The organism is Erwinia sp. PPS120 (genome assembly GCF_047918655.1).
Classification (GTDB): Bacteria; Pseudomonadota; Gammaproteobacteria; order Enterobacterales; family Enterobacteriaceae; genus Erwinia; species Erwinia tasmaniensis_A.
Genome location: NZ_JBLREF010000007.1, coordinates 36,665 through 61,545, shown reverse-complemented (window position 1 = coordinate 61,545; position 24,881 = coordinate 36,665). Strand labels below are relative to the sequence as shown.

Annotated in this window: 23 protein-coding genes; 9 read left to right on the top strand and 14 right to left on the bottom strand. The window is 56.8% G+C overall.

What is annotated here, in order from left to right:
- Window positions 1–23 precede the first annotated feature (23 nt).
- A complete protein-coding gene (gene nudB, locus ACLRGG_RS03905; RefSeq protein ID WP_416248514.1) occupies window positions 24–470 on the bottom strand; it encodes a dihydroneopterin triphosphate diphosphatase in 447 nt (148 codons plus the stop codon).
- Window positions 471–2,270, bottom strand: a complete 1,800-nt coding sequence (aspS, locus tag ACLRGG_RS03900) for an aspartate--tRNA ligase (protein WP_416248513.1) — start codon at window positions 2,268–2,270, stop codon at window positions 471–473. It abuts the gene before it with no gap.
- Window positions 2,271–2,552: 282 nt separating this feature from the next.
- Here aspS and ACLRGG_RS03895 point away from each other — a divergent pair, with 282 nt between their 5' ends.
- From ACLRGG_RS03895 to ACLRGG_RS03870, 6 genes are all read left to right on the top strand, one after another.
- Entirely contained in the window at window positions 2,553–3,116 is a 564-nt protein-coding gene (locus ACLRGG_RS03895) for a hydrolase (protein WP_416248512.1), read from the top strand.
- Between the two features lie 90 nt (window positions 3,117–3,206).
- Complete coding sequence (locus tag ACLRGG_RS03890) at window positions 3,207–4,031, top strand: DUF72 domain-containing protein (protein WP_416248511.1); 825 nt, start codon at window positions 3,207–3,209, stop codon at window positions 4,029–4,031.
- A 104-nt stretch (window positions 4,032–4,135) separates the two neighbouring features.
- Window positions 4,136–4,531 carry an MAPEG family protein gene (locus ACLRGG_RS03885; protein WP_416248510.1) on the top strand — a complete coding sequence of 132 codons (396 nt, stop codon included), beginning with the start codon at window positions 4,136–4,138 and terminating at the stop codon, window positions 4,529–4,531.
- Window positions 4,532–4,648: 117 nt separating this feature from the next.
- Window positions 4,649–5,389, top strand: a complete 741-nt coding sequence (cmoA, locus tag ACLRGG_RS03880) for a carboxy-S-adenosyl-L-methionine synthase CmoA (protein WP_416248509.1) — start codon at window positions 4,649–4,651, stop codon at window positions 5,387–5,389.
- The gene (gene cmoB / locus ACLRGG_RS03875) at window positions 5,386–6,354 is read left to right on the top strand and encodes a tRNA 5-methoxyuridine(34)/uridine 5-oxyacetic acid(34) synthase CmoB (RefSeq protein ID WP_416248667.1); all 969 of its coding nucleotides are present in this window, start codon (window positions 5,386–5,388) and stop codon (window positions 6,352–6,354) included. Before cmoA ends, cmoB begins: the two co-directional genes overlap by 4 nt.
- Before the next feature lie 253 nt (window positions 6,355–6,607).
- Window positions 6,608–7,705, top strand: a complete 1,098-nt coding sequence (locus ACLRGG_RS03870) for a glycerol dehydrogenase (RefSeq protein ID WP_416248508.1) — start codon at window positions 6,608–6,610, stop codon at window positions 7,703–7,705.
- Between the two features lie 582 nt (window positions 7,706–8,287).
- On the opposite strand, the gene ACLRGG_RS03865 is transcribed toward ACLRGG_RS03870, so the two are convergent.
- Together ACLRGG_RS03865 and cutC are read right to left on the bottom strand one after the other, a co-directional pair.
- On the bottom strand, window positions 8,288–9,097 hold the full coding sequence (locus tag ACLRGG_RS03865) for a hypothetical protein (protein ID WP_416248507.1): 810 nt from the start codon (window positions 9,095–9,097) through the stop codon (window positions 8,288–8,290).
- A gap of 211 nt (window positions 9,098–9,308) precedes the next feature.
- Window positions 9,309–10,064 carry a copper homeostasis protein CutC gene (gene cutC / locus ACLRGG_RS03860; RefSeq protein ID WP_416248506.1) on the bottom strand — a complete coding sequence of 252 codons (756 nt, stop codon included), beginning with the start codon at window positions 10,062–10,064 and terminating at the stop codon, window positions 9,309–9,311.
- Between the two features lie 100 nt (window positions 10,065–10,164).
- On the opposite strand from cutC, the gene ACLRGG_RS03855 reads away from it, so the two are divergent.
- Entirely contained in the window at window positions 10,165–11,313 is a 1,149-nt protein-coding gene (locus ACLRGG_RS03855) for a MalY/PatB family protein (protein ID WP_416248505.1), read from the top strand.
- Between the two features lie 3 nt (window positions 11,314–11,316).
- Here ACLRGG_RS03855 and ACLRGG_RS03850 read toward each other — a convergent pair whose 3' ends face one another.
- On the bottom strand, window positions 11,317–11,877 hold the full coding sequence (locus ACLRGG_RS03850) for a VOC family protein (protein ID WP_416248504.1): 561 nt from the start codon (window positions 11,875–11,877) through the stop codon (window positions 11,317–11,319).
- A 309-nt stretch (window positions 11,878–12,186) separates the two neighbouring features.
- Between ACLRGG_RS03850 and ACLRGG_RS03845 the strand changes: the two genes are divergently transcribed.
- A complete protein-coding gene (locus tag ACLRGG_RS03845) occupies window positions 12,187–12,315 on the top strand; it encodes a hypothetical protein (protein WP_416248503.1) in 129 nt (42 codons plus the stop codon).
- Between the two features lie 201 nt (window positions 12,316–12,516).
- Complete coding sequence (argS, locus tag ACLRGG_RS03840; protein ID WP_416248502.1) at window positions 12,517–14,247, top strand: arginine--tRNA ligase; 1,731 nt, start codon at window positions 12,517–12,519, stop codon at window positions 14,245–14,247.
- 116 nt (window positions 14,248–14,363) lie between these two features.
- On the opposite strand, the gene flhE is transcribed toward argS, so the two are convergent.
- The 9 genes from flhE to ACLRGG_RS03795 form a co-directional block, all read right to left on the bottom strand.
- Window positions 14,364–14,843 carry a flagellar protein FlhE gene (gene flhE / locus ACLRGG_RS03835; protein ID WP_416248501.1) on the bottom strand — a complete coding sequence of 160 codons (480 nt, stop codon included), beginning with the start codon at window positions 14,841–14,843 and terminating at the stop codon, window positions 14,364–14,366.
- Window positions 14,843–16,924 carry a flagellar biosynthesis protein FlhA gene (gene flhA / locus ACLRGG_RS03830; protein ID WP_416248500.1) on the bottom strand — a complete coding sequence of 694 codons (2,082 nt, stop codon included), beginning with the start codon at window positions 16,922–16,924 and terminating at the stop codon, window positions 14,843–14,845. Before flhA ends, flhE begins: the two co-directional genes overlap by 1 nt.
- Window positions 16,924–18,069, bottom strand: coding sequence for a flagellar biosynthesis protein FlhB (flhB, locus tag ACLRGG_RS03825; protein WP_416248499.1), 1,146 nt, complete (start codon window positions 18,067–18,069; stop codon window positions 16,924–16,926). Before flhB ends, flhA begins: the two co-directional genes overlap by 1 nt.
- A 309-nt stretch (window positions 18,070–18,378) precedes the next feature.
- Window positions 18,379–19,023, bottom strand: a complete 645-nt coding sequence (gene cheZ / locus ACLRGG_RS03820; RefSeq protein WP_067701079.1) for a protein phosphatase CheZ — start codon at window positions 19,021–19,023, stop codon at window positions 18,379–18,381.
- Between the two features lie 9 nt (window positions 19,024–19,032).
- The gene (cheY, locus tag ACLRGG_RS03815) at window positions 19,033–19,422 is read right to left on the bottom strand and encodes a chemotaxis response regulator CheY (protein WP_067701075.1); all 390 of its coding nucleotides are present in this window, start codon (window positions 19,420–19,422) and stop codon (window positions 19,033–19,035) included.
- A gap of 42 nt (window positions 19,423–19,464) precedes the next feature.
- Window positions 19,465–20,514: a protein-glutamate methylesterase/protein-glutamine glutaminase gene (locus ACLRGG_RS03810; protein WP_416248498.1), complete on the bottom strand. Its 1,050-nt coding sequence runs from the start codon at window positions 20,512–20,514 to the stop codon at window positions 19,465–19,467.
- Window positions 20,514–21,386: a protein-glutamate O-methyltransferase CheR gene (gene cheR / locus ACLRGG_RS03805; RefSeq protein WP_416248497.1), complete on the bottom strand. Its 873-nt coding sequence runs from the start codon at window positions 21,384–21,386 to the stop codon at window positions 20,514–20,516. The genes ACLRGG_RS03810 and cheR overlap by 1 nt, the downstream gene beginning before the upstream one ends.
- A gap of 84 nt (window positions 21,387–21,470) precedes the next feature.
- Window positions 21,471–23,024 (bottom strand): methyl-accepting chemotaxis protein, encoded by a 1,554-nt coding sequence (locus ACLRGG_RS03800; RefSeq protein WP_416248496.1) that lies wholly within the window; start codon window positions 23,022–23,024, stop codon window positions 21,471–21,473.
- Between the two features lie 46 nt (window positions 23,025–23,070).
- A complete protein-coding gene (locus ACLRGG_RS03795) occupies window positions 23,071–24,750 on the bottom strand; it encodes a methyl-accepting chemotaxis protein (RefSeq protein WP_416248495.1) in 1,680 nt (559 codons plus the stop codon).
- Window positions 24,751–24,881 lie beyond the last annotated feature (131 nt).

Below are 24,881 nucleotides of genomic sequence, written 5' to 3'. Positions count from 1 at the left end.
AAAACCGTCTTACGGTCAGAAAGTTAATCCAAAAGTGATACAACAAATTCTTCAATTGCCTGGCGGTTACTCCAGGATTTCGTCAGCTGCGCCGCCTCTTCGGCAGGCAGCCAGCAAAATGCCAGGTGCTCGCTAAGGACAACATCCCGCTCCGCGGGGAGGGCAAGACTGAACCAGTGTTCGGCATTATGCGTGACGTCAGGCGCATAACGATGGCGGAAATGCGCGAAGATCTCGAATTCTATCTGACGCTGGCAGTCGCTGACTGTGAGCTGCTCAGCGTTGACGTCAATTCCCGTTTCCTCCCACACTTCGCGCACGGCGGTTTCAGCCAGCGTTTCCGCAGGCTCCTGACTGCCGGTAACCGACTGCCAGAAGCTACTGTCATCCCGCCGTTGCAGCATCAGCACCCGCCGGGTATCGCTGGCGTAAATCACCACCAGCACCGATACCGGATGCTTAAAAGCCATTTACTCGCTCTCTGATGACGAATCAGAGGCGCGGGTCTGCTGTTTTTTCACCACTTCAATGCCCAGTTCGCCGAGCGATGCCGGATTCGCGAAGCTTGGCGCTTCAGTCATCAGGCAGGCTGCCGCCGTCGTTTTCGGGAACGCGATCACGTCACGGATGTTATCCGTGCCGGTCAGCAGCATCACCAGACGGTCAAGGCCAAACGCCAGACCCGCATGCGGCGGCGTACCGAATTTGAGCGCATCCAGCAGGAAGCCAAATTTCTCACGCTGTTCCTGCCCGGTAATGCCGAGAATGCCAAACACCGTCTGCTGCATCTGCCCGTTGTGAATACGCACGGAGCCGCCGCCGACTTCATAGCCGTTAATGACCATATCGTAGGCGTTGGCGATAGCCGCTTCGGGGGCCGCTTTCAGCGCGTCCGGCGTCAGCTCTTTCGGGGCGGTGAACGGATGGTGCATCGCGGTCAGACCCTCTTCACCGTCATCCTCAAACATCGGGAAGTCGATGACCCACAGCGGCTTCCAGGCGGCAGCATCGGTGATGGCCAGGTCGCGGCCCAGCTTCAGGCGCAGCGCACCCAGCGCATCTGCCACCACTTTCGCCTTGTCAGCGCCGAAGAAGATCATATCGCCGTCGGCGGCGTCGGTGCGCGCCAGAATGGACTCAACGATGTCCGCATTCAGGAACTTAGCCACCGGGCTGGTGATGCCCTCCAGGCCGTTCGCACGCTCGTTAACCTTGATCCAGGCCAGGCCTTTCGCACCGTAGATTTCAACAAATTTGCCGTATTCGTCAATCTGTTTACGGCTGAGCTGCGCGCCGCCCGGTACCCGCAGCGCCGCCACGCGACCTTTAGGATCGTTAGCCGGGCCGGAGAACACCTTAAACTCTACGGCATTCAGCAGGTCGGCAACGTCTACCAGCTCCATCGGATTGCGCAGGTCCGGCTTGTCCGAGCCGTAACGATGCATCGCTTCTGCGAAGGTCATTGTCGGGAAATCCCCCAGATCAACGCCCTTCACGTCCTGCCACAGCTCGCGCACCAGACGTTCCATGATCTCGCGCACCTGAGGGGCGGTCATAAACGAGGTCTCGACGTCGATCTGGGTAAATTCGGGCTGGCGATCGGCGCGTAAATCTTCATCGCGGAAGCATTTTACTACCTGATAGTAGCGGTCGAAGCCCGACATCATCAGCAGCTGCTTGAACAGCTGAGGCGACTGCGGCAGTGCATAAAACTTGCCTTTATGCACGCGGCTGGGTACCAGGTAGTCGCGCGCGCCTTCTGGCGTCGCCTTGGTCAGCATCGGCGTTTCGATATCCAGAAAGCCGTTGTCGTCCATAAAGCGACGAACAAAGCTGGTGATTTTAGCGCGCGCCTTCAGGCGCTGAGCCATATCCGGGCGGCGCAGATCGAGGTAGCGGTACTTAAGTCGGGCTTCCTCGCTGTTGACCTGATTGGGATCCAGCGGCAGTGGCTCGGCGCGGTTGATAATGGTCAGGTCGGTGGCAAATACTTCGATCTCACCGGTCGGCATCTCGCTGTTTTTGTTTTTATCATCGCGGGCGCGGACGGTGCCGGTGAGCTGAATGCAAAATTCGTTACGGAGTTCAGAGGCCAGCTGGAAAGCATCCTGACGGTCCGGATCGAAAAAAACCTGTACGATACCTTCGCGATCGCGCATATCAATAAAGATCAGGCTGCCCAGGTCGCGGCGGCGGTTGACCCAACCGCACAGTGTCACTTGCTGGCCTACGTGGGACAGATTGAGCTGTCCGCAATAATCAGTACGCATAACGATATCCTTTAAACTTCGCCGCTCACGCGCAGCAGTTTTGTTGTCTCTGCCCATTCAGGCGATGCTGTCGCGAAAAATGGCGGCCATTATAATTGAAAAAGCCCGGCGCGATAAGAGCCGTAACCGCATCAACGCCCCCGAAAACAGGTAAAATAGCCCGCGGACGCCCCGCCTCTCATAAACGCTAACAAATTTCACCCTTTGCGAACATTGTTCTTATCGCAGCAAAAGCAGGATTAGCTGTATTCTCAATGGTTTCCCTTTTGCACCGGAGAGACGATGTTAGAAATAAATGCAGCCAAAACCGCACTGGTATTAATCGACCTTCAGGAAGGGATCCTGCCCTTTGCCGGCGGCCCCCACAGCGCATCTGAGGTCGTCACCCGCGCCGCAACGCTTGCCGCGAAGTTTCGCGCCGTCAATGCCCCGGTGGTGCTGGTGCGCGTCGGCTGGGCTAAAGACTTCGGCGATGCGCCAAAGCAGCCGGTCGATGTCAGCCACGGCGGTGCCCTGCCCGGGAACTGGTGGGTCTACCCCGCAGCGCTGGGCAGAGAGGAGAGCGACATTGAAGTGACCAAGCATCAGTGGGGCGCATTCTACGGAACGGATCTGGAGTTACAGCTGCGCCGTCGTGGTATTGATACCATCGTGCTGGGCGGTATCTCTACCAATATTGGCGTGGAGTCCACCGCGCGTAACGCCTGGGAGCTGGGTTTTAATCTGATCGTGGCTGAGGACGTTTGCAGCGCGGGCAGCACCGATCAGCACGAGGGCAGCATGAAAAATATTTTCCCCCGCCTGGGCCGCGTTCGTCAGTCTGCCGATATTATCGCCGCGTTATAAGGCCTTACAACCCGTCGCCCCTGCTGACGGGTTGCACTCCGCTGCTGGCCTCGCTACATTTCCTGCAGGACAATACGAGAGGGAACGCCGGTGAAGCCTTTTTATCTTGGACTGCCGCAGTGGCAGCATCCTCAGTGGAAGAAGCTGGGTATTGCGACCCTTGCGGACTATGCCCGCTATTTTAACTGCGTAGAGGGTAACACCACGCTTTATGCCCTGCCGAGGCCGGAGATCGTGCAGCGATGGTACGACATGACGCACGACGACTTCCGTTTCTGCTTTAAATTTCCCGCAACCATCAGCCACCAGTCCGCCCTGCGCAACTGTCAGGATCTTACCGCAGAATTTTTTAGCCTCCTCGCCCCGCTTGATACGCGCATCGGCCAGTACTGGCTTCAGCTCCCTCCGGCTTTCGGCCCGGATGAGCTGCCGCTACTCTGGGCATTTCTGGATACCCTGCCCTCGGGCTTTCGCTACGGCGTGGAGGTCCGTCATCCGGCGTTTTTCACTAAGGGAGACGCTGAACGGGCGCTTAACCGTGGGTTGCACGACCGTAGCGTAAACCGGGTTATCCTCGATACGCGCGGCGTACATTCGGCAAAACCGAGTAATCCAGCCATTATCGAAGCACAGCGTAAGAAACCGATACTGCCGGTACATGCGGTCAAGACCGCCGATCAGCCGATGATTCGATTTATCGGCGGTGACGATCCCGACGCGAATCTGGCCTGGTTTCAATCCTGGCGGGCGCTGCTGCCGCTGTGGGCAGAACAGGGCCAGCCGTGGTTGTTCATTCATACCCCTGACATTGGTTTTGCACCCGACCTGGTTCAGGCTCTCTGGCCCACCCTGCAGGCGATGCTGCCACAGTGTGGAGACGCGCCGGACTGGCCGCAGCAGGCGCAGCTTTTCTGATCCTGAACGCTCTGAATTATCCTTAACGGGTCGCCATTTCCTGACAGATTGCACTTTCATCGCTATGATGTTGCCAGCAATTTCAAAAAAACGATGGAGTTGGAATGGTCAGCGCCCTGTATGTTGTGCTTGGTGCCCTGTTTCTTATCAGGCTGTCTTTGAACGTTTCACGCCTGCGTCAGCAGTATCGGATCGCCTGGGGTGATGGCGGATTTTACGAGCTGCAAATAGCGCTTCGTATTCACAGTAGCGCGGTAGAATTTATTCCTGTCGCCGCCCTGCTGCTGATCAGTATGGAAATGAACGGCGCTGATATCTGGCTGCTGCACCTTTCTGCGCTGTTTTTTTTCCTGGGGCGCTTCATGCATATCTATGGCCTGCGTACCAGCACCCCGTTGTGGCGCAAAAATGGCACAACGATTTCCATCCTTTCGCTGCTGGGAATGGCGATTATCAATTTGATTTACCTGCCCTGGGACCTGGTTCTGACGCTGCGCTAACGCTAAAACGGGCAGGCGATATTACCCCGACGTTCACCCGGCGTGGCGGAAAGGGTGCAGCCTGCGCCGCTTTCTGCCAGAATACCGCCTTTCCGTTTTCCTTTCGGACTTACCACTATGTCTAACCGCGATATGCTGTTCTCCGCGCCAATTGCCAAACTGGGCGACTGGACGTTTGACGAGCGCGTGGCTGAAGTTTTTCCCGATATGATCCAGCGCTCGGTGCCGGGCTATTCGAATATCATTTCGATGATCGGCATGCTTGCCGAGCGGTTTGTCCAGCCCGACACGCAGGTCTATGACCTCGGCTGCTCGCTGGGCGCAGCGACGCTTTCCGTGCGCCGTAATATTCACGTTGGCGGCTGTAAGATTGTCTCCGTCGATAATTCCCCGGCCATGGTGGAGCGCTGCCGACGTCATATTGACGCTTTTCGGGCCGACACGCCGGTTGAGGTTATCGAAGCGGATATCCGTGATGTCACCATTGAAAATGCCTCAATGGTGGTGCTGAACTTCACCCTGCAATTTCTTGAGCCTGCCGAGCGCCAGCAGCTGTTGAACAACGTCTGGCAGGGGCTGCGTCCCGGCGGCGCGCTGGTTCTGTCGGAAAAGTTCAGCTTTGCCGATCAGGATGTGGGCGAGCTGCTGTTTAACATGCACCACGATTTTAAACGGGCCAATGGCTACAGCGAGCTCGAGATCAGCCAGAAGCGCAGTATGCTGGAGAACGTTATGCTGACGGACAGCGTGGAAACCCATAAACAGCGGCTGCATACCGCCGGTTTTGAACATGCTGAACTCTGGTTCCAGTGTTTTAATTTCGGTTCGCTGATCGCGCTTAAAGCAGGGTCTGCCTGATGGATTTTGGACATTTTTATCAGCTTATCGCCAAAGGTCCACTGGCTCACTGGCTGGAAACGCTCCCCGCTCAGCTTGCCGCCTGGCAACGCGAGCAGCTGCACGGTCATTTCAAAAACTGGGATCGATCGGTGGAGTACCTGCCTGCGCTGACGCCCGAGAGTCTGGATTTGCTGCACGGCGTCAGCGCTGACAGCAGCCAGCTGAGCGATCGCCAGCGCGACGGCATTGAGAAGCTGCTGCGTAATCTGATGCCCTGGCGTAAAGGCCCGTTTTCACTTTACGGCGTGAACATTGATACCGAGTGGCGCTCGGACTGGAAATGGACGCGCGTACTGCCGCATATTTCGCCGCTGGCGGGCAGAACTATTCTGGACGTGGGCTGCGGCAGCGGCTATCACCTGTGGCGGATGATTGGCGCCGGGGCCAGTCTCGCGGTGGGCATTGATCCGATGCAGCTGTTTTTATGTCAGTTCGAGGCGGTGCGTAAGCTGTTGGGCAACGATCAGCGTGCGCATCTGCTGCCGTTAGGTATTGAGCAGCTTCCCGAACTTAAAGCCTTTGATACGGTCTTCTCTATGGGCGTGTTGTATCACCGCCGTTCGCCGCTGGATCATTTGCTACAGCTGAAAAATCAGCTGGTGAGCGGCGGTGAGCTGGTGCTGGAGACGCTGGTGATTGAGGGCGGCGAGCGGGATGTCCTGGTTCCGGGCGAGCGATATGCGCAGATGCGCAACGTCTATTTCATTCCCTCTACCGGGGCGCTGAAAGGCTGGCTGGAGAAGTGCGGATTTGAGGACGTGCGTATTGTAGATTATTCGCGTACCACGACGGACGAACAGCGCCGTACCGACTGGATGGTGACCGGCTCGCTGGCGGAGTTCCTTGACCCCGATGACAGTTCTAAAACCGTAGAGGGCTACCCGGCTCCGCTGCGTGCGGTACTGGTGGCGCGCAAGCCTTAAGACCTCACCGCGCTTAGCCCCCCCTTCACCCGCCGAGGCGGCACGCCCTGTGTCGCCTCAGATTAGAGCTATCCAGGCTGATGTTGCCTTACACTCTCATTCGATGGCGTTCCGCCACCCTTACATGTTTTCAGCAGGTTCTATCACTTATGTGCAACTTTCCGAAAAGCGTTTTTTAACAAACCGCGAAGCGATAAAAAGACCAGGATTAAGGAGACACACTTCTGTTTTATTTCATTACAAGGAGTCTCACATGAGTAAGTTTGTATTCTCTTCGCCGCGGAAATATGTTCAGGGTGCAGGCGTGTTAGCCCAGCTGGGCGAATATGTCGCAGAGCTTGGCAACAACGCGTTTGTGGTCGCGGACGACATTGTCTGGGGGCTGATTGGAAATGATGTCGAAACCTCACTAAAGCAGAACAACATTGCGTTTCACTACCAGCAGTTCAATGGTGAGGCCTCCAGTAATGAAATTTCCCGCCTTGCGGGACTGGCAAAAAACGGCGGAGCCAGCCTGGTCGTCGGTCTCGGCGGCGGGAAAACGCTGGATACCGTAAAGGCCGTCGCGGATGAACTGAAGCAGCCTGTGGTTATCGTTCCGACGATTGCCTCAACGGATGCCCCCTGTAGTGCGCTGTCGGTGATTTACTCGGACAGCGGCGTGTTTGAAAGCTACCGCTTCTACAGTAAAAACCCTGACCTGGTGCTGGTAGATACCCAGGTTTGCGCCCGTGCGCCGGTCAGATTATTCGCTTCCGGTATTGCCGATGGGCTGGCGACCTTTGTTGAGGCGCAGGCGGTAAAACGCTCGCACAGTAAGTCGATGGTCAATGGCGATCCGACCATTGCGGGCATGGCTATTGCCGAGGCCTGTGAAAAAACGCTGCTGACCTATGGGTTCAGCGCTTATCAGGCCGTTGAGAAAAAGCTGGTGACGCCCGCCGTGGAGGCCGTTGTTGAGGCGAATACGCTGCTTTCCGGCCTGGGGTTTGAGAATGCCGGGCTGGCAGGCGCACACGCGATCCATAATGGTTTTACTGCCATCGAAGGCGATATTCATCATCTTACCCACGGTGAGAAGGTAGCCTATGGCACCCTGACGCAGATGGTGCTTGAGCAGCGTCCGGATGAGGAGATTGCCCGCTATATTCGTTTTTATCGCGCGATTAAGATGCCGGTTACGCTGAAGGAGCTGCATCTGGAAAATGAGAGCTGGGAGAATCTGGTGAAGATTGGCGCACTGGCCAATAACGAAGGGGATACGCTGAAGAATCTCAATCCGAATCTCAGCGCAGAGGATATCGCCAGCGCCATTCTGGCCGTTGATGCCTTCAGTCAGACGGTTAAATAGCGCCCTCTCGGTTAAGCCCGTCGCTGGCGTGCGGGGCCGGCTGGCTAAAGGTTTGGTGCCGCCGCCTATAGGTGGGGCCCGGCTGGCTAAAGTCTGGTGCCGTCGCCTACGGGTGGGGCCCGCCTGCTCCTTTGGCATTGTTCTGGCTGGGTGTAAAAGCTATTTAGGATATTTCCTTTGCAATGTGCTGGCTGTGGTTAAGGGCAGTTTTACAAAGCGCCTCTGAAGCCAGAGAGGTGGATAATCCCTGCGGGTGACGGGCAATCCGCAGCGCTGCGGCGCAGACGGAAGGCCAGGCGAGGGCAGCAGGGATGCTGCACTCAGGGAGCGGCGGGCAGGACGCCCGCTCGCGACCGGGCCGTCCGGCCTGAAGTCGGAGCCAAAGGCACCAGGCAAAGCCTGGCGTGAGGACGCCGGGCGAACGCTGGGATTATCCACCGGCACCACAGGTATTGCAGCCCAAACAACTCACCGGCAAATGCTGGGATTGTCCACCGGAAAAACCGATATGGCAGCTTCATGGCAGACTAACGCACAAGACTTCAACGCGAAGTCGGCGTCGAAGACAGAGCCTGGCATCGGTCAAGGGAAAGTCCGATCGCCCTCCTCTGCCCTGCCCGCTTTATCCCAATACTCAAAGCGATAGGCAGTCGTGATAGCACGGTGAATCATTCCCGCCGGAAATAATTCCGTCTCGCGTGAATAGCTAAGAGTGCAATTGCCGCGATCGTCCCAAAGCTGGCACTCATCAACCGTACTCAGCTGGCTCAAGGGCGAAGTCGTCAGCGCACGCAGCATAAGCTCACGATCCTGGCTGTCATAACGCAGGAACATCCGGTTGCTACCCGAAAAGGAAGACGTCAGCTGATTCTTCTGATTCCACTGATAGATGCTCTCACCGTTCGCCAGACTGTCCGAACCACGCGCAACGCTCTTAATCAACCGAAAACGTGCATCAAAACTGTTCGTTGTAGCGGTAAAACCTTTCACTCCCTGCAACAGGAAAGTATCGGTGGAACTGGTTATAGTGCCATTTTTGCCGGTCATATAGCTGATGATGCCCTCCTTACGCGTCACCGGCTCAGCCTCGCCCGCCCTGATTACAAACACCGAAATGTCATACGCAGTTTGCCAGCCATCTTCAACGCGGTTGATGCTCTGCACCGCCTTCATCACCACATTACCTTCATTTTTATCGATGCTAATATTCGCATGGAGCAGCACACCGCAGGCGTCAAACTTCGCCAGCATCCGCTTTTGCCGATCCACGTCCTTTCCAAATTCACCGACGACAACCTGCTTTATCGGGCCGGTTGCGGTTCCACCCAGCAGTAAAAGAGCATTGCTGTCGTTAATCTGCTGAAAATGAGGCGGGCAATCCGGCGTTGCCATTACAACACCCGTGTGCAGCAGGACAGCACAACAGGCACTTAGCAGAAGGGGTTTCATACAGGGTCTCGTAGTAGGCAGGCATCCTGCAAAGTATAATGGGATCATCCTGGGCGCAACTCTCGCCAGATAAAAAAAGCCCCACCAAAATGATGGGGCCTGGTACTTGCAAACATCACGTCGCTGAACTGGCGTGCTGCGCGGCAAAATCGTTTCAGGCGACGTTAATAGATGAACTGTGTAACATCGCGCCTTTCATGGCTTCAACCATATCACTGTCCACGCAGGTTAGGCTGAATTCGTCTGTCTCTGCCACCGAACTCATTGACACACCCGCTTTACGGTAGCGCATCGGTGATGAAATTCGCTGGCTGGCTGAGCTGTGAAGTTCTCTAAGCCCGGCATCAAGGAACTTTTGCAGGTTGCTGAGACGCACCCCAGCACCCGCCATGATGATTGGACCACGGGTAGTGCGCGTTAGTTCCCTTAATAAAGGTAAACCGCTTTCGGCGCTTTGCTGCTGCCCCGACGTCAGGATGCGCGCCACGCCAAGATCGGTCAACTGTTGCAGCGCAGTCAGCGGGCTGTGGCAGAGATCGAACGCACGATGGAAGGTCACCGCCATGCCATTACAGAGCGCCATTACCTGCTTCATGCGCACAAGATCAATATGACCGTCCACGTCCAGTACGCCGACCACCAGCCCGGGAAAACCCCGTTCCCGAATAAAATCGATATCAGATTTGATTTCCTCAAATTCCCCAGCGGAATAGCAGAAGTCTCCGCCACGTGGTCGTACTATCGGGTGGACCGGGATGGTCAGCCTCTCCCGAGCCTGCATCAGACTACCGGCAGAAGGCGTAAGTCCTCCCTCAGCCGGGGCAGAGCAAAGTTCGATACGATCGGCTCCGGCTTTTTCGGCCGCCAGGGCGCAATCGACTCCGTAGCAGCATACTTCCAGTTTACACATCCCATCCTCCTGTTAATGACCGCCGTCAGGTTGTGAAAATCACAGCTGATGTTTAATCTGCCTTAAGACATTAGTAATTATATTAACGGGAATCACTGACATGACATCCAGTTTTAATGAACGGATCGATCGCCGTCACAGCGATAGTGAAAAATGGCACAAATACGGGAACCAGGACATCCTTCCCCTGTGGGTGGCCGATACGGATTTCCGATCGCCAGAATGTGTGATTAACGCGTTGAAACAGCGTGTTGAACACGGCATCTTCGGGTACGGCATTACGCCGCCTGAACTGGTTGATGTGGTGGTCGCCCGTATGGCGGAACGCTACCAGTGGAAAGTAGAGCCTGAGTGGCTGGTTTTCCTGCCGGGAGTGGTCAGCGGCCTCAATCTTTCGGTCCGTGCCTTTACCGAGCCTCACCAGGGAACCATCGCGCCGACGCCTGTATACCCGCCTTTTCGCTCGGCGGCAAAACTGGCAAATCGTACGCAACTCAATGCGCAGCTGCGTCTGGAAAATCAGCGCTGGGTAATGGACTTGCTGGCGCTTGAAATGCAGATGACCGGCAACGAAAAATTACTGATGCTCTGTAATCCTCAGAATCCGGGCGGCACCGTTTACCGACGTGAAGAGCTGGAGAGCCAGCTGCGCTTCGCTCAGCGCCACGATCTGATTGTCTGCTCGGATGAGATCCACTGCGATCTCATTCTGGAGCCGGGTCTGAAGCACATCCCTTTTGCCTGCCTCAGTGAAGACGCCGCGCAGCGCTCGGTTACGCTAATTTCTCCCTCGAAAACCTTCAATATTGCCGGTCTGGGCGCATCACTGGCGATCATTCCTAATCCTGAACTGCGCAGGCGCTTTATGCAGCAGCGAAAAGGCGTCGTACCGCCCGTGGATATTCTTGCCTACGTAGCCGCCACCGCCGCCTGGCGCGATGGACAGCCCTGGCTTGATAAGCAGCTGGCCTATTTGCGTGGAACGCGCGATCTGCTAACAGCAGAGATTAACGCCATGTCGGGTCTGACGCTGTCTGCGCCGGAAGCCACCTATCTGGCGTGGATCGATGCCAGTCAGTTAAATGTGGCCAGCCCCGCGCTCTTCTTCGAACGTCACGGGCTGGGATTCTCGCCGGGCCGGGATTTTGGTGATGATGCCTTTGTACGTTTCAACTTCGGCTGCCCGCGGGATATGATTAACGAAGCCCTGAAACGCATGAGAAACGCGGTCAGTCTAATGAATCGCTAGGGCTTACGCCCCTTCGCTTTCCACTATTTCCTTCAGGCTCCAGGGATGGAACTTGATGGTGATACTGCCATTCGACACGGCAAGAGTGGGATTGGGCAGCCGTTCACCTTCCCCCGCCGGTGCGCTGTTTTTTATTGTCACCCCGGGCTGCACCAGTCCGGTATCCGATAATAGCGCCAGTGCGCGGTTGCACAGCTCGCTCTCTTTACCCCGCAATACGACCTCAATATGCTCCCAGCCTTCATGTCGGTAGAGCCGATTGCCGGGCCAGGGAAGCTCGATCAGGGTGATCGCCCAGGGGCCCACCGTCAGCCCTTCCGTCAGTTCAAAAAGGGCAACGGGGCGACCATTAATATTTTTTTCTGAAAATAGCGTGCCGTGCTGTAAAAAACCTTTTTTCCACCGTTCCGCCGTCGTAATCTGGTTACAGCGCACGGCAATATGATCAATTTCAAGATCGGCCAGTCTTAAACCCAGACTTTCTGAAAATTCATCCAGCGAAGTCAAAAAACGCGGCAGATCATTGATAAGGTCGGTTAACTCTTCTGCAATTGGGCCTGTCAATGGCTCCCCCTTCAATACTTAAGTTAAATTACTGGTTTTTTTCAACGTCAGTGCCCGTATCGGACCAGTTAAACTCTTTATTTATCCAATTTCATGCTGAGAAGATGACATATAAGCCATTCTTCACTCAATTATACCCAGCTTATGCTGGTTCAGTACCAGTTTTTGTTTTAGATAGTTATACTTAACTATATGTTTTCATTTAGTTAATTTACAAAAATGCGACTTTTCTTAATTCCTGCGCGGCACCTTCCAGGCTATTCTTATTTGAGACAGATTGATCGTGACTCTCACTCAAGGAATAACCCTATGCTTATGTTGCTACTTGTCATCGTGCTGATTGCGATGATGGGATTTGCGCTGGTACGCCACTGGAAGGTACGGAATGATAAAAACACGATATCGAGCCCGCACCGTACCCACCGTCGTCGTCCATAGCGATTTCCCGAGGGGGGACAGATATGCTGTCCCCTGCCTCACCGCCGTAACCCGGTATACCCTGTACAGGTAAATCGGCCTGGGTTTGCCGTCATTTCCGACCAGCTTCATGGATAACTCTCTCCGAAATGCAGTATACTTCCCCCCTTATTTTTTTGCGCCCCGGCGCGCGGGTCAAATCAGCATAATTAGGGTAATTCGGTGAATATTCAGGCTCTTCTCTCAGAAAAAGTCAGTCAGGCGATGATCGCCGCAGGTGCTCCAGGCGACTGCGAGCCACAGGTGCGTCAATCCGCCAGGGCACAGTTCGGTGCTTACCAGGCCAACGGCATCATGGCCGTGGCAAAAAAGATGGGCAAGGTGCCCCGACAGCTGGCAGAAGACGTCATTAAACATCTCGATCTGGCAGGCATCGCCAGCAAAGTTGAGATCGCCGGCCCTGGCTTTATTAACCTTTTTCTCGATCCTGACTGGCTTTCAGCGCAGATCGACATCGCCATTGCGGCTCCCCGCCTGGGCGTAACGCCGGTTGAACCGCAGACCATCGTTATCGACTACTCTGCGCCAAACGTGGCAAAAGAGATGCATGTGGGCCACGTACGCTCCACCATTATTGGCGACGCGGCTGCGCGTACGCTCTCCTTCCTGGGGCACAAGGTTATCCGTGCTAATCACGTTGGTGACTGGGGAACGCAGTTTGGCATGCTGATCGCCTTCCTGGAAAAACAGCAGAACGAGCAGCATGGCGAGATGGTGCTGGCCGATCTCGAGGGGTTCTACCGCGAAGCCAAACGCACCTATGATGAAGATCCTGACTTCGCCGAACGCGCACGCGGCTATGTGGTGAAACTCCAGGGCGGTGACGAATACTGCCGCAGGATGTGGAAAAAACTGGTCGACATCACTATGACGCAGAATCAGACCATCTACGATCGGATGAACGTCACGCTGACGCGCAACGATGTGATGGGTGAGAGCCTTTACAACGATATGCTGCCCGGCATCGTTGCCGATCTCAAAGCAAAAGGTCTGGCCGTTGAAAGTGAAGGCGCCACCGTGGTCTTCCTGGATGAATACAAAAATAAAGATGGCGATCCGATGGGCGTTATTATCCAGAAAAAAGACGGGGGCTATCTTTACACCACCACCGACATTGCCTGCGCCAAATATCGCTACGAAACGCTGAAGGCCGACCGCGTAATTTACTATATCGACTCCCGTCAGCACCAGCATCTGATGCAGGCATGGACCATTGTGCGTAAGGCGGGCTACGTGCCTGAGTCGGTGCCGCTGGAGCATCATGCGTTCGGTATGATGCTGGGCAAAGATGGCAAGCCCTTCAAAACCCGTGCGGGCGGCACCATTAAGCTCTCCGACCTGCTGGACGAAGCCGTCGAGCGCGCCACCCGTCTGGTCAGTGAAAAGAATCCGGATATGCCTGCCGACCAGCTTCGCGCGCTGGCGAACAGCGTGGGCATTGGTGCCATCAAGTACGCCGACTTATCGAAGAGCCGTACCACGGACTATATTTTTGACTGGGATAACATGCTGGCCTTTGAGGGTAATACCGCGCCTTATATGCAGTATGCCTATAGTCGCGTGCTTTCGGTGTTCCGCAAGGCCGGTATAGCGGAAAGCGAGGTGACTGGTCAGACGGTGATTCGCGAAGAGCGTGAGTCTGCCCTGGCCGTTCGTCTGTTGCAGTTTGACGAAACTATCACGCAGGTGGCCCGAGACGGCACGCCGCACGTGATGTGCGCCTATCTGTATGACCTGGCCGGGCTGTTCTCAGGATTTTACGAGCACTGCCCGATTCTGACCGCTGAGGATGAAACGACGAAGCAGAGCCGACTGAAGCTGGCGCTGCTGACGGCGAAAACGCTCAAGCTGGGTCTGGATACGCTGGGTATTGATACGGTAGAGAGAATGTAGCATTTTCCCAACGGGCAGGCGCAGTGACATCTGCCCTGCCGTTTTCTGTTAGAAAGTGCAACATAAGGGATCTATAGCGGCGGTAGCCGTAAACCTTTCTGTCACGTCTTCACGTTTTAACGGTAGTTCACCATCACTTCATTACTCAGTACCCGCAGGGGCTGATTCAACCTGCCCCTTCCCACTATGCCATAAACAAAATGCAGGCTTTCTGACGCGCTGACGTTGGTCAGCCCTCTGGTGGTGCCGCTTGCGCCGTCAATGGCGACGCAGCGGCTCTCCGCACAGAGATGCACCCGCAGATCGCCCGGTGCCGGGCCGGTGAGCACATAGCGCCAGGCGACCTCGGTCATCACTCCGCTAACCGGCTCCGGCGACGTTAATGCAGGCGAGGCCGCCTGCATACCGCGATTGATCATGCCGGGTCCGGTGCTGCTCGCCTGCCAGCCGCCCGCCGCCTGGGTGACGCACGGCAGAAGCAGCACTCCCCACAATGCCTGTTTAACGGCTGCCCGCCAGGGGGCGGCGTCACGGGTCTCCGTCGGTTTCTTTGCTGCACTGATATGGGCGACGTCATGCGCATCTGCCGGTTTCATCAGTGGCCTCCAATGGTTGAGGTCATGCGCATCTGCCGGTTTTCAGTCAGCTCCAGGTTAGAGATAACCATCAGCTGCGGCAGATTACGGCGCAGGAAGCGGGCAAGCAGCGCCCGTAGTGGGTGGTTCACCAGCAGTACCGGCGGCGCGCCCAGAGATTCCTGGTGCGCCAGCGCACCCTGCGCCTGCGCCAGCAGTCGGTCCGCCAGGCCGGGCTCCAGCCCACCGCCGCCCTGTAGTGCCTGCAACAGCAGGCGCTCAAGCGTACTGTCCAGACCAATCACCTGAACTTCGCCGCTGCCGGGGAACCACTGCTGGGTAATTGCTCTGCCCAGCGCCACGCGCACCACCGAGGTCAGCTCATGCGGATCGGTTTGAATTGCCGCATGTTCCGCCAGGGTCTCAATAATGGTGCGCATATCCCGGATCGAGACGCGCTCCGACAGCAGATTTTGCAGTACCTTATGCAGGGTGGTCAGCGTGATAATGCCCGGGATCAGGTCTTCGGTGAGTTTTGGCATCTCCTGCGTCACCCGATCCAGTAGCTGCTGCGCCTCCTGCCGGCCAAAGAGTTCACTGGCGTACTGGCCAATCAGGTGGTTAAGGTGGGTGGCCACCACGGTACTGGCTTCAACCACCGTGTAGCCCTGGATCTGCGCCTGCTCTTTCAATGCGCTGTCGATCCAGATTGCCGCCAGGCCAAAGGCCGGGTCAACGGTGGCTTCGCCCGGCAGCGTTCCGGCGGCGGTACCGGGGTTAATTGCCATCCAGCGGCCCGGGTAGGCATCGCCGCTGCCAATTTCCACGCCCTTCATCAGAATTCGGTAGCGGGCCGGGGGCAGATCCATATTGTCACGAATATGCACCACCGGCGGCAGGAAGCCCATCTCCTGAGCGAATTTCTTACGAATGCTGCGAATACGGCCCAGCAGTTCGCCATCCTGTAAATGGTCAACCATCGGGATCAGCCGGTAGCCAACCTCCATTCCCAGCGAATCTTCAAGCTGGACGTCGGTCCAGGAGGCCTCGACGTTGGCCGCCGTCTCAACGTTGGTTTTGCTTTGCAGTTGCGGCTCAGGTTTGGGTTTGGTCTCTTTGCCGCGTATATACCAGGCCAGCCCAAGCAGGCCGGCGGTAAACAGCAGAAAGACAAAGTTAGGCATACCGGGAACCAGTCCCAGCAAACCCAGTACGCCCGCACTCAGCATCATTACCCGGGGGTTTTTAAACAGCTGGCTTACCATCTGCTCGCCAACGTCCTGATCGGTGCTAACGCGGGTCACGATCACACCCGCGGCGGTCGAAATCACCAGCGCCGGGATCTGCGCCACCAGGCCGTCGCCAATGGTCAGCAGCGTATAGCTTTCCGCCGCGTGGCCAACGTCCATACCGTGCTGGATAACCCCCACCAGCAGGCCGCCAACCACGTTGATCACCATGATCATAATGCCAGCGATGGCATCGCCGCGTACAAACTTACTCGCCCCGTCCATCGAACCGTAGAAGTCTGCTTCCTGGGTCACTTCGGCGCGGCGTTTTTTCGCCTCATCTTCTCCCACCAACCCGGCATTCAGATCGGCATCGATCGCCATTTGTTTGCCCGGCATCCCGTCCAGCACAAAGCGCGCGCCAACCTCAGCAATGCGCCCGGCACCCTTGGTAATAACCATAAAGTTGATGATTACCAGAATAATAAACACCACGATGCCGATGGCAAAGTTACCCCCCACAAGGAAGTGGCCAAAGGCTTCGACTACGTGGCCCGCCGCCCCGGCCCCGGTGTGGCCCTGCATCAGAATAATACGGGTGGAAGCGACGTTGAGCGCCAGCCGCAGCAGCGTGGAGAAAAGCAAAATGGTGGGGAAAGCGGCGAATTCAAGCGTGCGCTGGGTGAACATCGCCACCAGCAGCACCATGATCGACAGCGCGATATTAAAGGTAAACAGCAGATCAAGGATAAAGGGCGGCAGCGGCAGCACCATCATCGACAGGATCATCAGTATCAATACCGGCCCGGCCATCACCTGCCACTGGGTATCTTTAAAATTCGGTAACCGTAATAGTGCGGCCAGATTCGCCATCAGTCGTTTTCTCTTGTGTCAAAGTCCAGCGCTTCCGGCACCGGTAGATTGTCAGGTTTTTTCGGAGCCAGGCCGCCTTCCAGCTTCCAGCGACGGAGCTGCCAGACCCAGGCCAGGACTTCTGCCACGGCGGCATATAACGTTCCCGGAATATGCTGGCCAATTTCACTGTGCCGGTACAGCGCACGCGCCAGCGGCGGCGCTTCCAGTATCGGAATGCGATGCTCCTTGCCCAGCTCACGGATGCGCAGCGCAATATCGCCGGCACCTTTAGCGACCACTTTCGGTGCGCTCATTTTGCGTTCGTCATACTGCAGAGCCACGGAGTAGTGCGTCGGGTTGGTCACGATAACGTCGGCTTTTGGCACGTCAGCCATCATCCTGCGCCGTGCGGCCGCCCGCATCTGCTGGCGGATGCGCCCTTTTACGTGCGGATCCCCCTCCTGCTGCTTATACTCATCGCGAATATCCTGGCGGGTCATCCGCAGCCCTTTAAAATAGCTGTAGAGCTGCCAGAACACGTCGAATCCCACCATTGGCGACAGTCCCAGCACCACCAGCAGGCTGCACATCGCTATCATATTCAGCGCGCTGGCCAGCGCGGTAAAGGGTGCCTCGCTGACCAGGCGCAGCATATCCGGCCAGTGAAGGCGCAGATACCCCCAGGTGACACAGCCTACCAGGATGGCTTTTAGCACCGCCTTCAGCAGTTCAGCCGCCGACTGCGCGGAAAACAGCTTAGCCAGCCCCTTAATCGGGTTCATTTTGCCAAAGTCGACCTTGATCGCTTTGCCACTGATCACCACGCCGCCCAGCAGCATCGGCGCGGCGATGGCCACCAGTACCAGCCCGGCCATCATGGGCAGCAGGGCCATCACCGCCTGGGTGATCAAATCGCCAATCTGGTGCAACATCTGGCTGGTGTCGCTGACAACCGAGTGATTAAAGCTCAGCCCGTCCGTCAGTATTGCCCCCAGCTTGCGGCCCATGCTTTCGCCGCCAATCCACAGAATACTTAAGCCTGCAACCAACATCAGCACCGAGGTCAGCTCGCGCGAACGGGGGATTTGCCCCTCCTCACGCGCTTTTTCTATTCGGTGGGGGGTTGCGGATTCGGTCTTCTCTTCATCGCTGTCCTGGGCCACGGCAGCTCACCTTTAATACGGAATTTCAGGGGGTAGCATGCCAAACTGCCGCAGGAATAATGGCGCGAGTAAACGCGTAAAAAGGGGGTTATTTCAGGGATGGTAAACGGAAAGGGAAAAACAGCGCGCCGGAGACGCAGAGGTTTATCTCAGCGGGATATCAACTATTCCCGCTAAGATTCACCCTCTGCTCCCCCGATAGCGCAACCGCGACTGTCAATGTCAGACGCGGGGAACGTCAATTTAACAACCGCAACCACGCATTTTAGACGCAGGAACCGTCATTTTTAGGGACCGGGACGCTCTGTTTCAGAAGCCGAGGCTGTCGAGCAGGTCATCCACCTGGTCCTGGTTGGCCACCACGCCCGGTGCCGTCCCGTTGATCTGAGGCCCATTCAGCAGGCTGTCGGCATCCTTTTTCGCCCGGCCCGGCTGCTCAGGAATATTCTCCAGCAGCACGGCCAGCAGCTGGCGCTCTATCTCCTGGATAACGTCCATCATGCGCTTGATCACCTGACCGGTCAGATCCTGGAAATCCTGCGCCATCATGATTTCCATCAGCTGGGCATTGGTGAAAGCGGTATGTTCGGGTACGGATTCGAGATAACCACGCGTATCCGTAACCAGAGAGCGGGCATCTGCCAGGTCTACAGGATGTTCAAACCATTCATCCCAGCGGCCTTTCAGCGCCTTCGCTTCTTTCTCCATCAGGTTCTGACGCGGCTGTGATGCCTCCACGCAGTTCAGAGCACGTTCTGCCGCCTGAGCGGTCATTTGTACAACGTAATCCAGGCGATCGCGGGCATCAGGAATGGCTTCTGCCGCTTCGGCAATCGCCTGATCCAATCCCAGCTCACGCAGACTGTCGCGCAGCATCCGCGTCAGCGAGCCAATTCGGGAGATGATGTCGTGGGCCGAGGCCGCATCAACATTCGGTGTCGGTAAAGTGGTCATCTCGGCTCCTTACATACCCAGCTTTTCGAAGATCTTACCTAACTTCTCTTCAAGCGTGGCCGCAGTAAAAGGTTTAACGACGTAGCCGCTGGCACCAGCCTGCGCAGCCGCAATGATGTTCTCTTTCTTGGCTTCGGCCGTTACCATAAGCACCGGCAGTTTGCCCAGCGTGGCGTCGGCACGAATGGTTTTCAGCAATTCCAGACCATCCATATTCGGCATGTTCCAGTCGGAAACCACAAAATCAAACCCGCCTGCGCGCAGCTTGGTGAGGGCGTCAACGCCATCTTCAGCTTCTTCAACGTTGTTGAAGCCCAGCTCTTTTAACAGGTTACGGACGATTCGACGCATCGTATTAAAGTCGTCGACCACCAGAAACCGCATATTCTTATCTGCCATACCTACTCCTGTTTTTTGTAGCCCCGCGGGACGGGCGCTGCGTTATATACGTAATGCCTGTCCGGCGCTAATTTTTGCCAGCATGTGCTGGCTGATTTGGTGAAGATCCACCACCTCACTGGCGCCCCCGAGGCCAATCGCCTCGCGAGGCATGCCAAATACCACGCAGCTTGCTTCATTCTGAGCGATGGTCCAGGCACCGGCCTGATTCATTGCCAGCAATCCTGCCGCACCATCATTGCCCATTCCGGTCAGGATCACGCCGACGGCGTTCCGACCGGCATACTGCGCCACTGATTTAAACAGGACGTCCACCGACGGCCGATGCCGGTTGACCGGAGGAGCTTCGTTAAGCCTGATCTGATAGTTGGCCCCGCTACGCGTCAGCTCCAGATGCATGGCCCCCGGCGCGATATAGGCGTGGCCGGGCAGAATGCGCTCGCCGTCCTCTGCCTCTTTCACCGTTATCTGACAGAGCTTGTTCAGCCGCTCGGCAAAAGAGCGGGTAAAGCCTGGCGGCATATGTTGAGTAATCAGCAGCGCCGGGCTGGTGACCGGCAGCGGCTGAAGCACATGCCGTATAGCCTCGGTCCCGCCGGTAGAGGCTCCGATAGCAATCAGCTTCTCGCTGCTCAGCAGCGGGCCGGCTTTTAGCATGACCGGGGCGTTCTGCGGGCTGCGCGTTTGCAGCCTGGCGCGTGAAGCCGCACGGACCTTGTCGGCAATCATCTGGCTGTAGGCCAGCATCCCTTCGCGAATGCCCAGCGACGGTTTAGTCACAAAATCAACCGCGCCCAGCTCCAGCGCACGCAGGGTAATCTCTGATCCTTTGCCGGTCAGGGAGGAGACCATCACGACCGGCATGGGCCGCAGGCGCATCAGCTTTTCCAGAAAATCCAGTCCATCCATGCGCGGCATTTCCACATCCAGCGTCAGCACGTCGGGGTTGAACTGCTTAATCAGGTCCCGCGCCACCAGCGGATCCGGGGCCGAAGCCACCATCTCCATGTCCGGATGGCTGTTGATAATCTCCGTCATCAGCTGCCGCATCAGTGCGGAGTCGTCAACGCATAACACTCTGATTTTGCCCATTATCTTTCCTTAGTCAGTCCGTAGACCGTCTGGCCGCGCAGATAAAACTCTTTACTGATCTGGCTGAAGTTCTCTGAATGTCCGGCAAACAGGATCCCGCCGGGCTTCAGCATCGGGACAAAGCGCCGCAGAATCTTCTCCTGCGTCTCTTTGTCGAAATAGATCATGACGTTGCGGCAAAAAATCGCATCAAAGGGCCCCGGAACTGCCCATTCGTTGGCCAGCAGATTCAGCTGCGCGAAGCTGACCATATTCGCCAGTTCCGGCCTCACTCTGACCATCCCCGAATGGGGGCCGGTGCCGCGAAAAAAGAACTTTTGCATCTGCTGCGATGACAGCGTGCGCAGCTCCTCCTGGCGGTAGACCCCGGCCAGCGCCTTCTCCAGCACCTGAGTGTCGATGTCCGTCGCATGCACCTGGAACTTACCCGGCCCGCTGCCCAGCGTTTCCGCCAGCGTCAGCGCAATCGAGTAAGGTTCCTCACCCGTCGAGGCCGCCGCGCACCAGACGTTGAAAGAACCGCTGCGACGTTTGGCGTGTTCAGCCAGGATAGGAAAATGGTGCGCCTCACGGAAAAATGCCGTCAGGTTCGTGGTCAGCGCGTTAATAAATGCCTGCCACTCCGGGCTGTTGGAGTCACTTTCCAGCAGCGCAAGGTAACGACCAAAATCGTCGATGCCTAACATCCGCAGTCGGCGAACCAGGCGGTTGTAAACCATCTCCCGCTTGTGATCGGCGAGTACAATGCCTGCCCGCTGATAAATCAGCTGGCTGATACGCTTAAAGTGCGTATCGGATAACGGCAGGCGCTGCACCATCTGGGCCAGCAGCGTCGCGTTTTCCGTTGGCGCTAACAACGTCGATTTTTTCATCCTGATCCACCCTGCAATTTGCAGATTAAGGGGGTTATAAACGTCTTGTTTTCCCTGTAAGCCTGCGTTGCTACCTGTTCGGGCCTATCCTGCGGCATGCAGTGAGAATCGGCTCACCGTGTCGGTCAGATTATCAGCCTGTGCTTCAAGTGCTGCCGTGGCGGCTGCCGCTTCCTCAACCAGCGCGGCGTTCTGTTGTGTCACCTGGTCCATCTGGCCAACGGCCAGCGCGACCTGTTCGATTCCCCGCCGCTGCTCGTCAGACGCAGAGGCTATCTCAGCCATGAGATCGTTCACGCGGGTGACCGACTGTACGATCTCCTCCATGGTTTCGCCCGCAGAGGCCACCAGCGTTGACCCCTGATCGACCCGGCTAACCGATGCCTCAATTAGCGATTTAATCTCTTTCGCCGCCTGCGCGCTGCGCTGGGCCAGGCTGCGAACCTCGCCTGCGACCACCGCAAAGCCCCTGCCCTGTTCACCGGCTCTCGCCGCCTCTACCGCCGCGTTCAGCGCCAGGATATTGGTCTGGAAGGCGATGCCGTCAATCACGCTGGTGATATCGGCAATTTTCCTCGAACTGAGGGCGATTTCACTCATGGTGGTCACCACATTGCGGGTCAGCGAGCCACCCTTAAGCGCCGTGGAGGAAGCCTCTTTGGTCAGCAGCGATGCCTGTCGCGCATTGTCCGCATTGCCGGTTACCGTCGCGGTCAGCTGCTCCATGCTGGCCGCCGTTTCCGTCAGTGAGGCCGCCTGCTGCTCGGTTCGCGCAGAAAGATCGTTGTTGCCTGAAGCAATTTCGCGGATGCCGGTCTGCATGGCATGGCTGCCGTCGCGCACGTTTGCCACCGTGTCAGCCAGCGCCTGCTGCATGGTCTTCAGGCTGATAAACAGCTGGCTAAGTTCATTGCGGCCCTCCGCCACGATGGTGCCGCCGAGGTTGCCCGAGGCGATGCGCTCAAAGTGACCGCGCATATGCGCCAGCGGGGCGATAACGGCTTTTCTCACCCAGGTCATACCGGCCAGCGTCACCAGCAGCGACAGCAGCACGGCCGAAAAAAATATCGCCATCGACTCCGTGTAAAATCCCTTGCTCGCCTGGCTGGCATGGATGCGAAGCTTATCGATATGCAGCATCCAGCGGTTGTACTGCACCTGAAACTTGTCCTGCGTGCCCTGAGTAGGAGAGTTAAGGAAGTCCTGCAGCTGGTAGTTCTGCAAATAGGCAATCAGCCGAGCCAGCTCCTGGGAGTACCCGTCATAAGCCCCCTTCATCTCTTTCTTCAGTACGCTACCTTCTGGCGTCAGTGCCGGGATAGCTTCAAAGGCCTTATAAGCGTTATCGGCAGCATTCAGATCTTCCTGAGCCTTTGCCATTAAACTTGTTACCTGGTCGCGCGGCATACTTAGTGCCGCACGGGTCCCGGCGCGGCTTAGAGTCAGGCGGGCGCTGAGTAAATCGGCCCAGGTCTGCCCCAGCGCATCACGCTGGTTACCGCTTACCTCAACGTCATGCAAATTTTTCGCGTCCAGACGAAAAGAGTTAAACGACAACCCGCTGCTAACGATCTGCATGACGCAGAACAGCCCCAGTAAAAATATGATGGTGGTTGAGATGCGAATGCGGGCAAACATTGAAGTCTCCTGGTGTTGCCGCCCACAGCGGGCGGCTAAGGTCACGTTAAAAGGTTTCCCAGTTATCGTTGGATACCGGTGCAGCCAGCGCTTTGCGTGACGCCACCTGCGGGGTGGCTACTGCGCCAGTCGTTGTTCTGCTAACCGTTACGGCCTGAAGGGCAGTTTCTTTACGAATGCGGAATACCGCGACGGCCTGGTTCAGCCTGGCCGCCTGCTCTTCCAGCGCAGCCGAAGCCGCCGCAGACTCTTCAACCAGCGAGGCGTTCTGCTGGGTCACCCGATCCATCTCGGTTACGGCCGTGCCCACCTGGTCAATGCCGCGACTCTGCTCGTCGGAGGCGGAGGCAATTTCGCCCATGATGTCGGTGACGCGGGTGACCGCGCTGACAATTTCCGCCATCGTTTCACCGGCGCTTTCCACCAGCACCGAGCCGGTATCCACGCGGGTCACGGAGTCTTCGATCAGTCCTTTAATTTCTTTGGCTGCCTGAGCGCTACGCTGCGCCAGACTGCGCACTTCACCGGCGACAACGGCAAAGCCTCTGCCCTGCTCACCGGCACGGGCCGCCTCAACGGCGGCGTTCAGCGCCAGGATATTGGTCTGGAAGGCGATGCCGTCAATAACGCTGGTGATATCAGCGATCTTCTTCGAACTGCCGGCGATGTCGTGCATAGTTTTGACCACGCTATCCACTACCTTGCCACCCTTCTCAGCGGTGCCGGAGGCGCTGAGCGCCAGCCTGGAGGCCTGACGCGCATTCTCGGCGTTCTGCTTCACGGTAGCGGTCAGCTGTTCCATACTGGCAGCGGTCTGTTCCAGCGAGGCGGCCTGCTGCTCGGTACGCGAGGAGAGGTCGTTATTGCCGCTGGAAATCTCACTGGCGCCGGTATAAATCGCGTCGGAGCCATCCCGCACTTCGCTTACGGTCTGCACCAGCGACTGCTGCATCTCATACAGGCTTTTGGCCAGTTCGGACATTTCATTACGGCCCTCGAACTCGACGGTCTGGGTCAGGTCGCCGCGGGCAATGTGTCGGATATGGTCAATGTTGGTCCTGAGTGGACGCAGCAGCATATTGCTGATGCCGCCCCAGGCCAGAATAATTACCGCCAGCGAGATAACCAGCACCAGCCCCAGCACCCAGATAGTCTGCTGGTAGGAGTGCTGACTGGTCTCAACCACGCCTGCGGTCAGCTGGTCATTGGTGTCCAGCCAGCTCAGATAGGATTTCTGAAAGCTGTCCTGATAGCTCTGCGTCGGCTGGGCAACAAAGTCATCGAACCTGCCGGTGTTCATCATCACAATCAGGGCATCCAGCGCGCCATGAAGCTGCTGATAATCCGCCAGCATCACCTTCACGTTGTCCGCTTTTTTTCCCTGTTCAGAGAGCGAGGCGTTAAAGATCGCCAGTGATTTGTCCGCGTTATTCAGCTCCTGCTGAGCCAGCGCCATCAGATCGCTGACGCTGCTGCCCCCGCCGGTTTTCCCTGCATCCTGAAGATGCCGAATACCGGAACGGTTGAGCGTATTACGTGCCTGCACCAGCGAGACCCACGCATTGCCCATCGCCTGCTGCGAACTGCGCAGCCGCTGGCTAAAGGCAAAATTATCCCGGTCATTTTTGACGGTCTGGAAGAACAGGCCACCGGTACCCAGCTGAAGGACAGCAAACAACACCAGCACACTCACCAGGCCGGTAACGACTTTCACTCGCTTAAACATAACTACCTCTGTACAGGGGGCCAATTGGATATGTTATCGGCAGCGGAGCGGGGATCTTTATTAAGGATTTGACTGATTGTTCAGAGGACAAACTTATGAACGAGGAAAAATGCGCCGGGATCCGGCGCACT

What these genes read in the sequence shown, in the direction of transcription:
- nudB (WP_416248514.1), bottom strand. Translation starts at nt 470, where the DNA reads ATGGCTTTTAAGCATCCGGTATCGGTGCTGGTGGTGATTTACGCCAGC.
- aspS (WP_416248513.1), bottom strand. Translation starts at nt 2,270, where the DNA reads ATGCGTACTGATTATTGCGGACAGCTCAATCTGTCCCACGTAGGCCAG.
- ACLRGG_RS03895 (WP_416248512.1), top strand. Translation starts at nt 2,553, where the DNA reads ATGTTAGAAATAAATGCAGCCAAAACCGCACTGGTATTAATCGACCTT.
- ACLRGG_RS03885 (WP_416248510.1), top strand. Translation starts at nt 4,136, where the DNA reads ATGGTCAGCGCCCTGTATGTTGTGCTTGGTGCCCTGTTTCTTATCAGG.
- cmoA (WP_416248509.1), top strand. Translation starts at nt 4,649, where the DNA reads ATGTCTAACCGCGATATGCTGTTCTCCGCGCCAATTGCCAAACTGGGC.
- ACLRGG_RS03870 (WP_416248508.1), top strand. Translation starts at nt 6,608, where the DNA reads ATGAGTAAGTTTGTATTCTCTTCGCCGCGGAAATATGTTCAGGGTGCA.
- ACLRGG_RS03865 (WP_416248507.1), bottom strand. Translation starts at nt 9,097, where the DNA reads ATGGCAACGCCGGATTGCCCGCCTCATTTTCAGCAGATTAACGACAGC.
- cutC (WP_416248506.1), bottom strand. Translation starts at nt 10,064, where the DNA reads ATGTGTAAACTGGAAGTATGCTGCTACGGAGTCGATTGCGCCCTGGCG.
- ACLRGG_RS03855 (WP_416248505.1), top strand. Translation starts at nt 10,165, where the DNA reads ATGACATCCAGTTTTAATGAACGGATCGATCGCCGTCACAGCGATAGT.
- ACLRGG_RS03845 (WP_416248503.1), top strand. Translation starts at nt 12,187, where the DNA reads ATGCTTATGTTGCTACTTGTCATCGTGCTGATTGCGATGATGGGATTT.
- flhE (WP_416248501.1), bottom strand. Translation starts at nt 14,843, where the DNA reads ATGAAACCGGCAGATGCGCATGACGTCGCCCATATCAGTGCAGCAAAG.
- flhA (WP_416248500.1), bottom strand. Translation starts at nt 16,924, where the DNA reads ATGGCGAATCTGGCCGCACTATTACGGTTACCGAATTTTAAAGATACC.
- cheZ (WP_067701079.1), bottom strand. Translation starts at nt 19,023, where the DNA reads ATGACCACTTTACCGACACCGAATGTTGATGCGGCCTCGGCCCACGAC.
- cheY (WP_067701075.1), bottom strand. Translation starts at nt 19,422, where the DNA reads ATGGCAGATAAGAATATGCGGTTTCTGGTGGTCGACGACTTTAATACG.
- ACLRGG_RS03810 (WP_416248498.1), bottom strand. Translation starts at nt 20,514, where the DNA reads ATGGGCAAAATCAGAGTGTTATGCGTTGACGACTCCGCACTGATGCGG.
- cheR (WP_416248497.1), bottom strand. Translation starts at nt 21,386, where the DNA reads ATGAAAAAATCGACGTTGTTAGCGCCAACGGAAAACGCGACGCTGCTG.
- ACLRGG_RS03800 (WP_416248496.1), bottom strand. Translation starts at nt 23,024, where the DNA reads ATGTTTGCCCGCATTCGCATCTCAACCACCATCATATTTTTACTGGGG.
- ACLRGG_RS03795 (WP_416248495.1), bottom strand. Translation starts at nt 24,750, where the DNA reads ATGTTTAAGCGAGTGAAAGTCGTTACCGGCCTGGTGAGTGTGCTGGTG.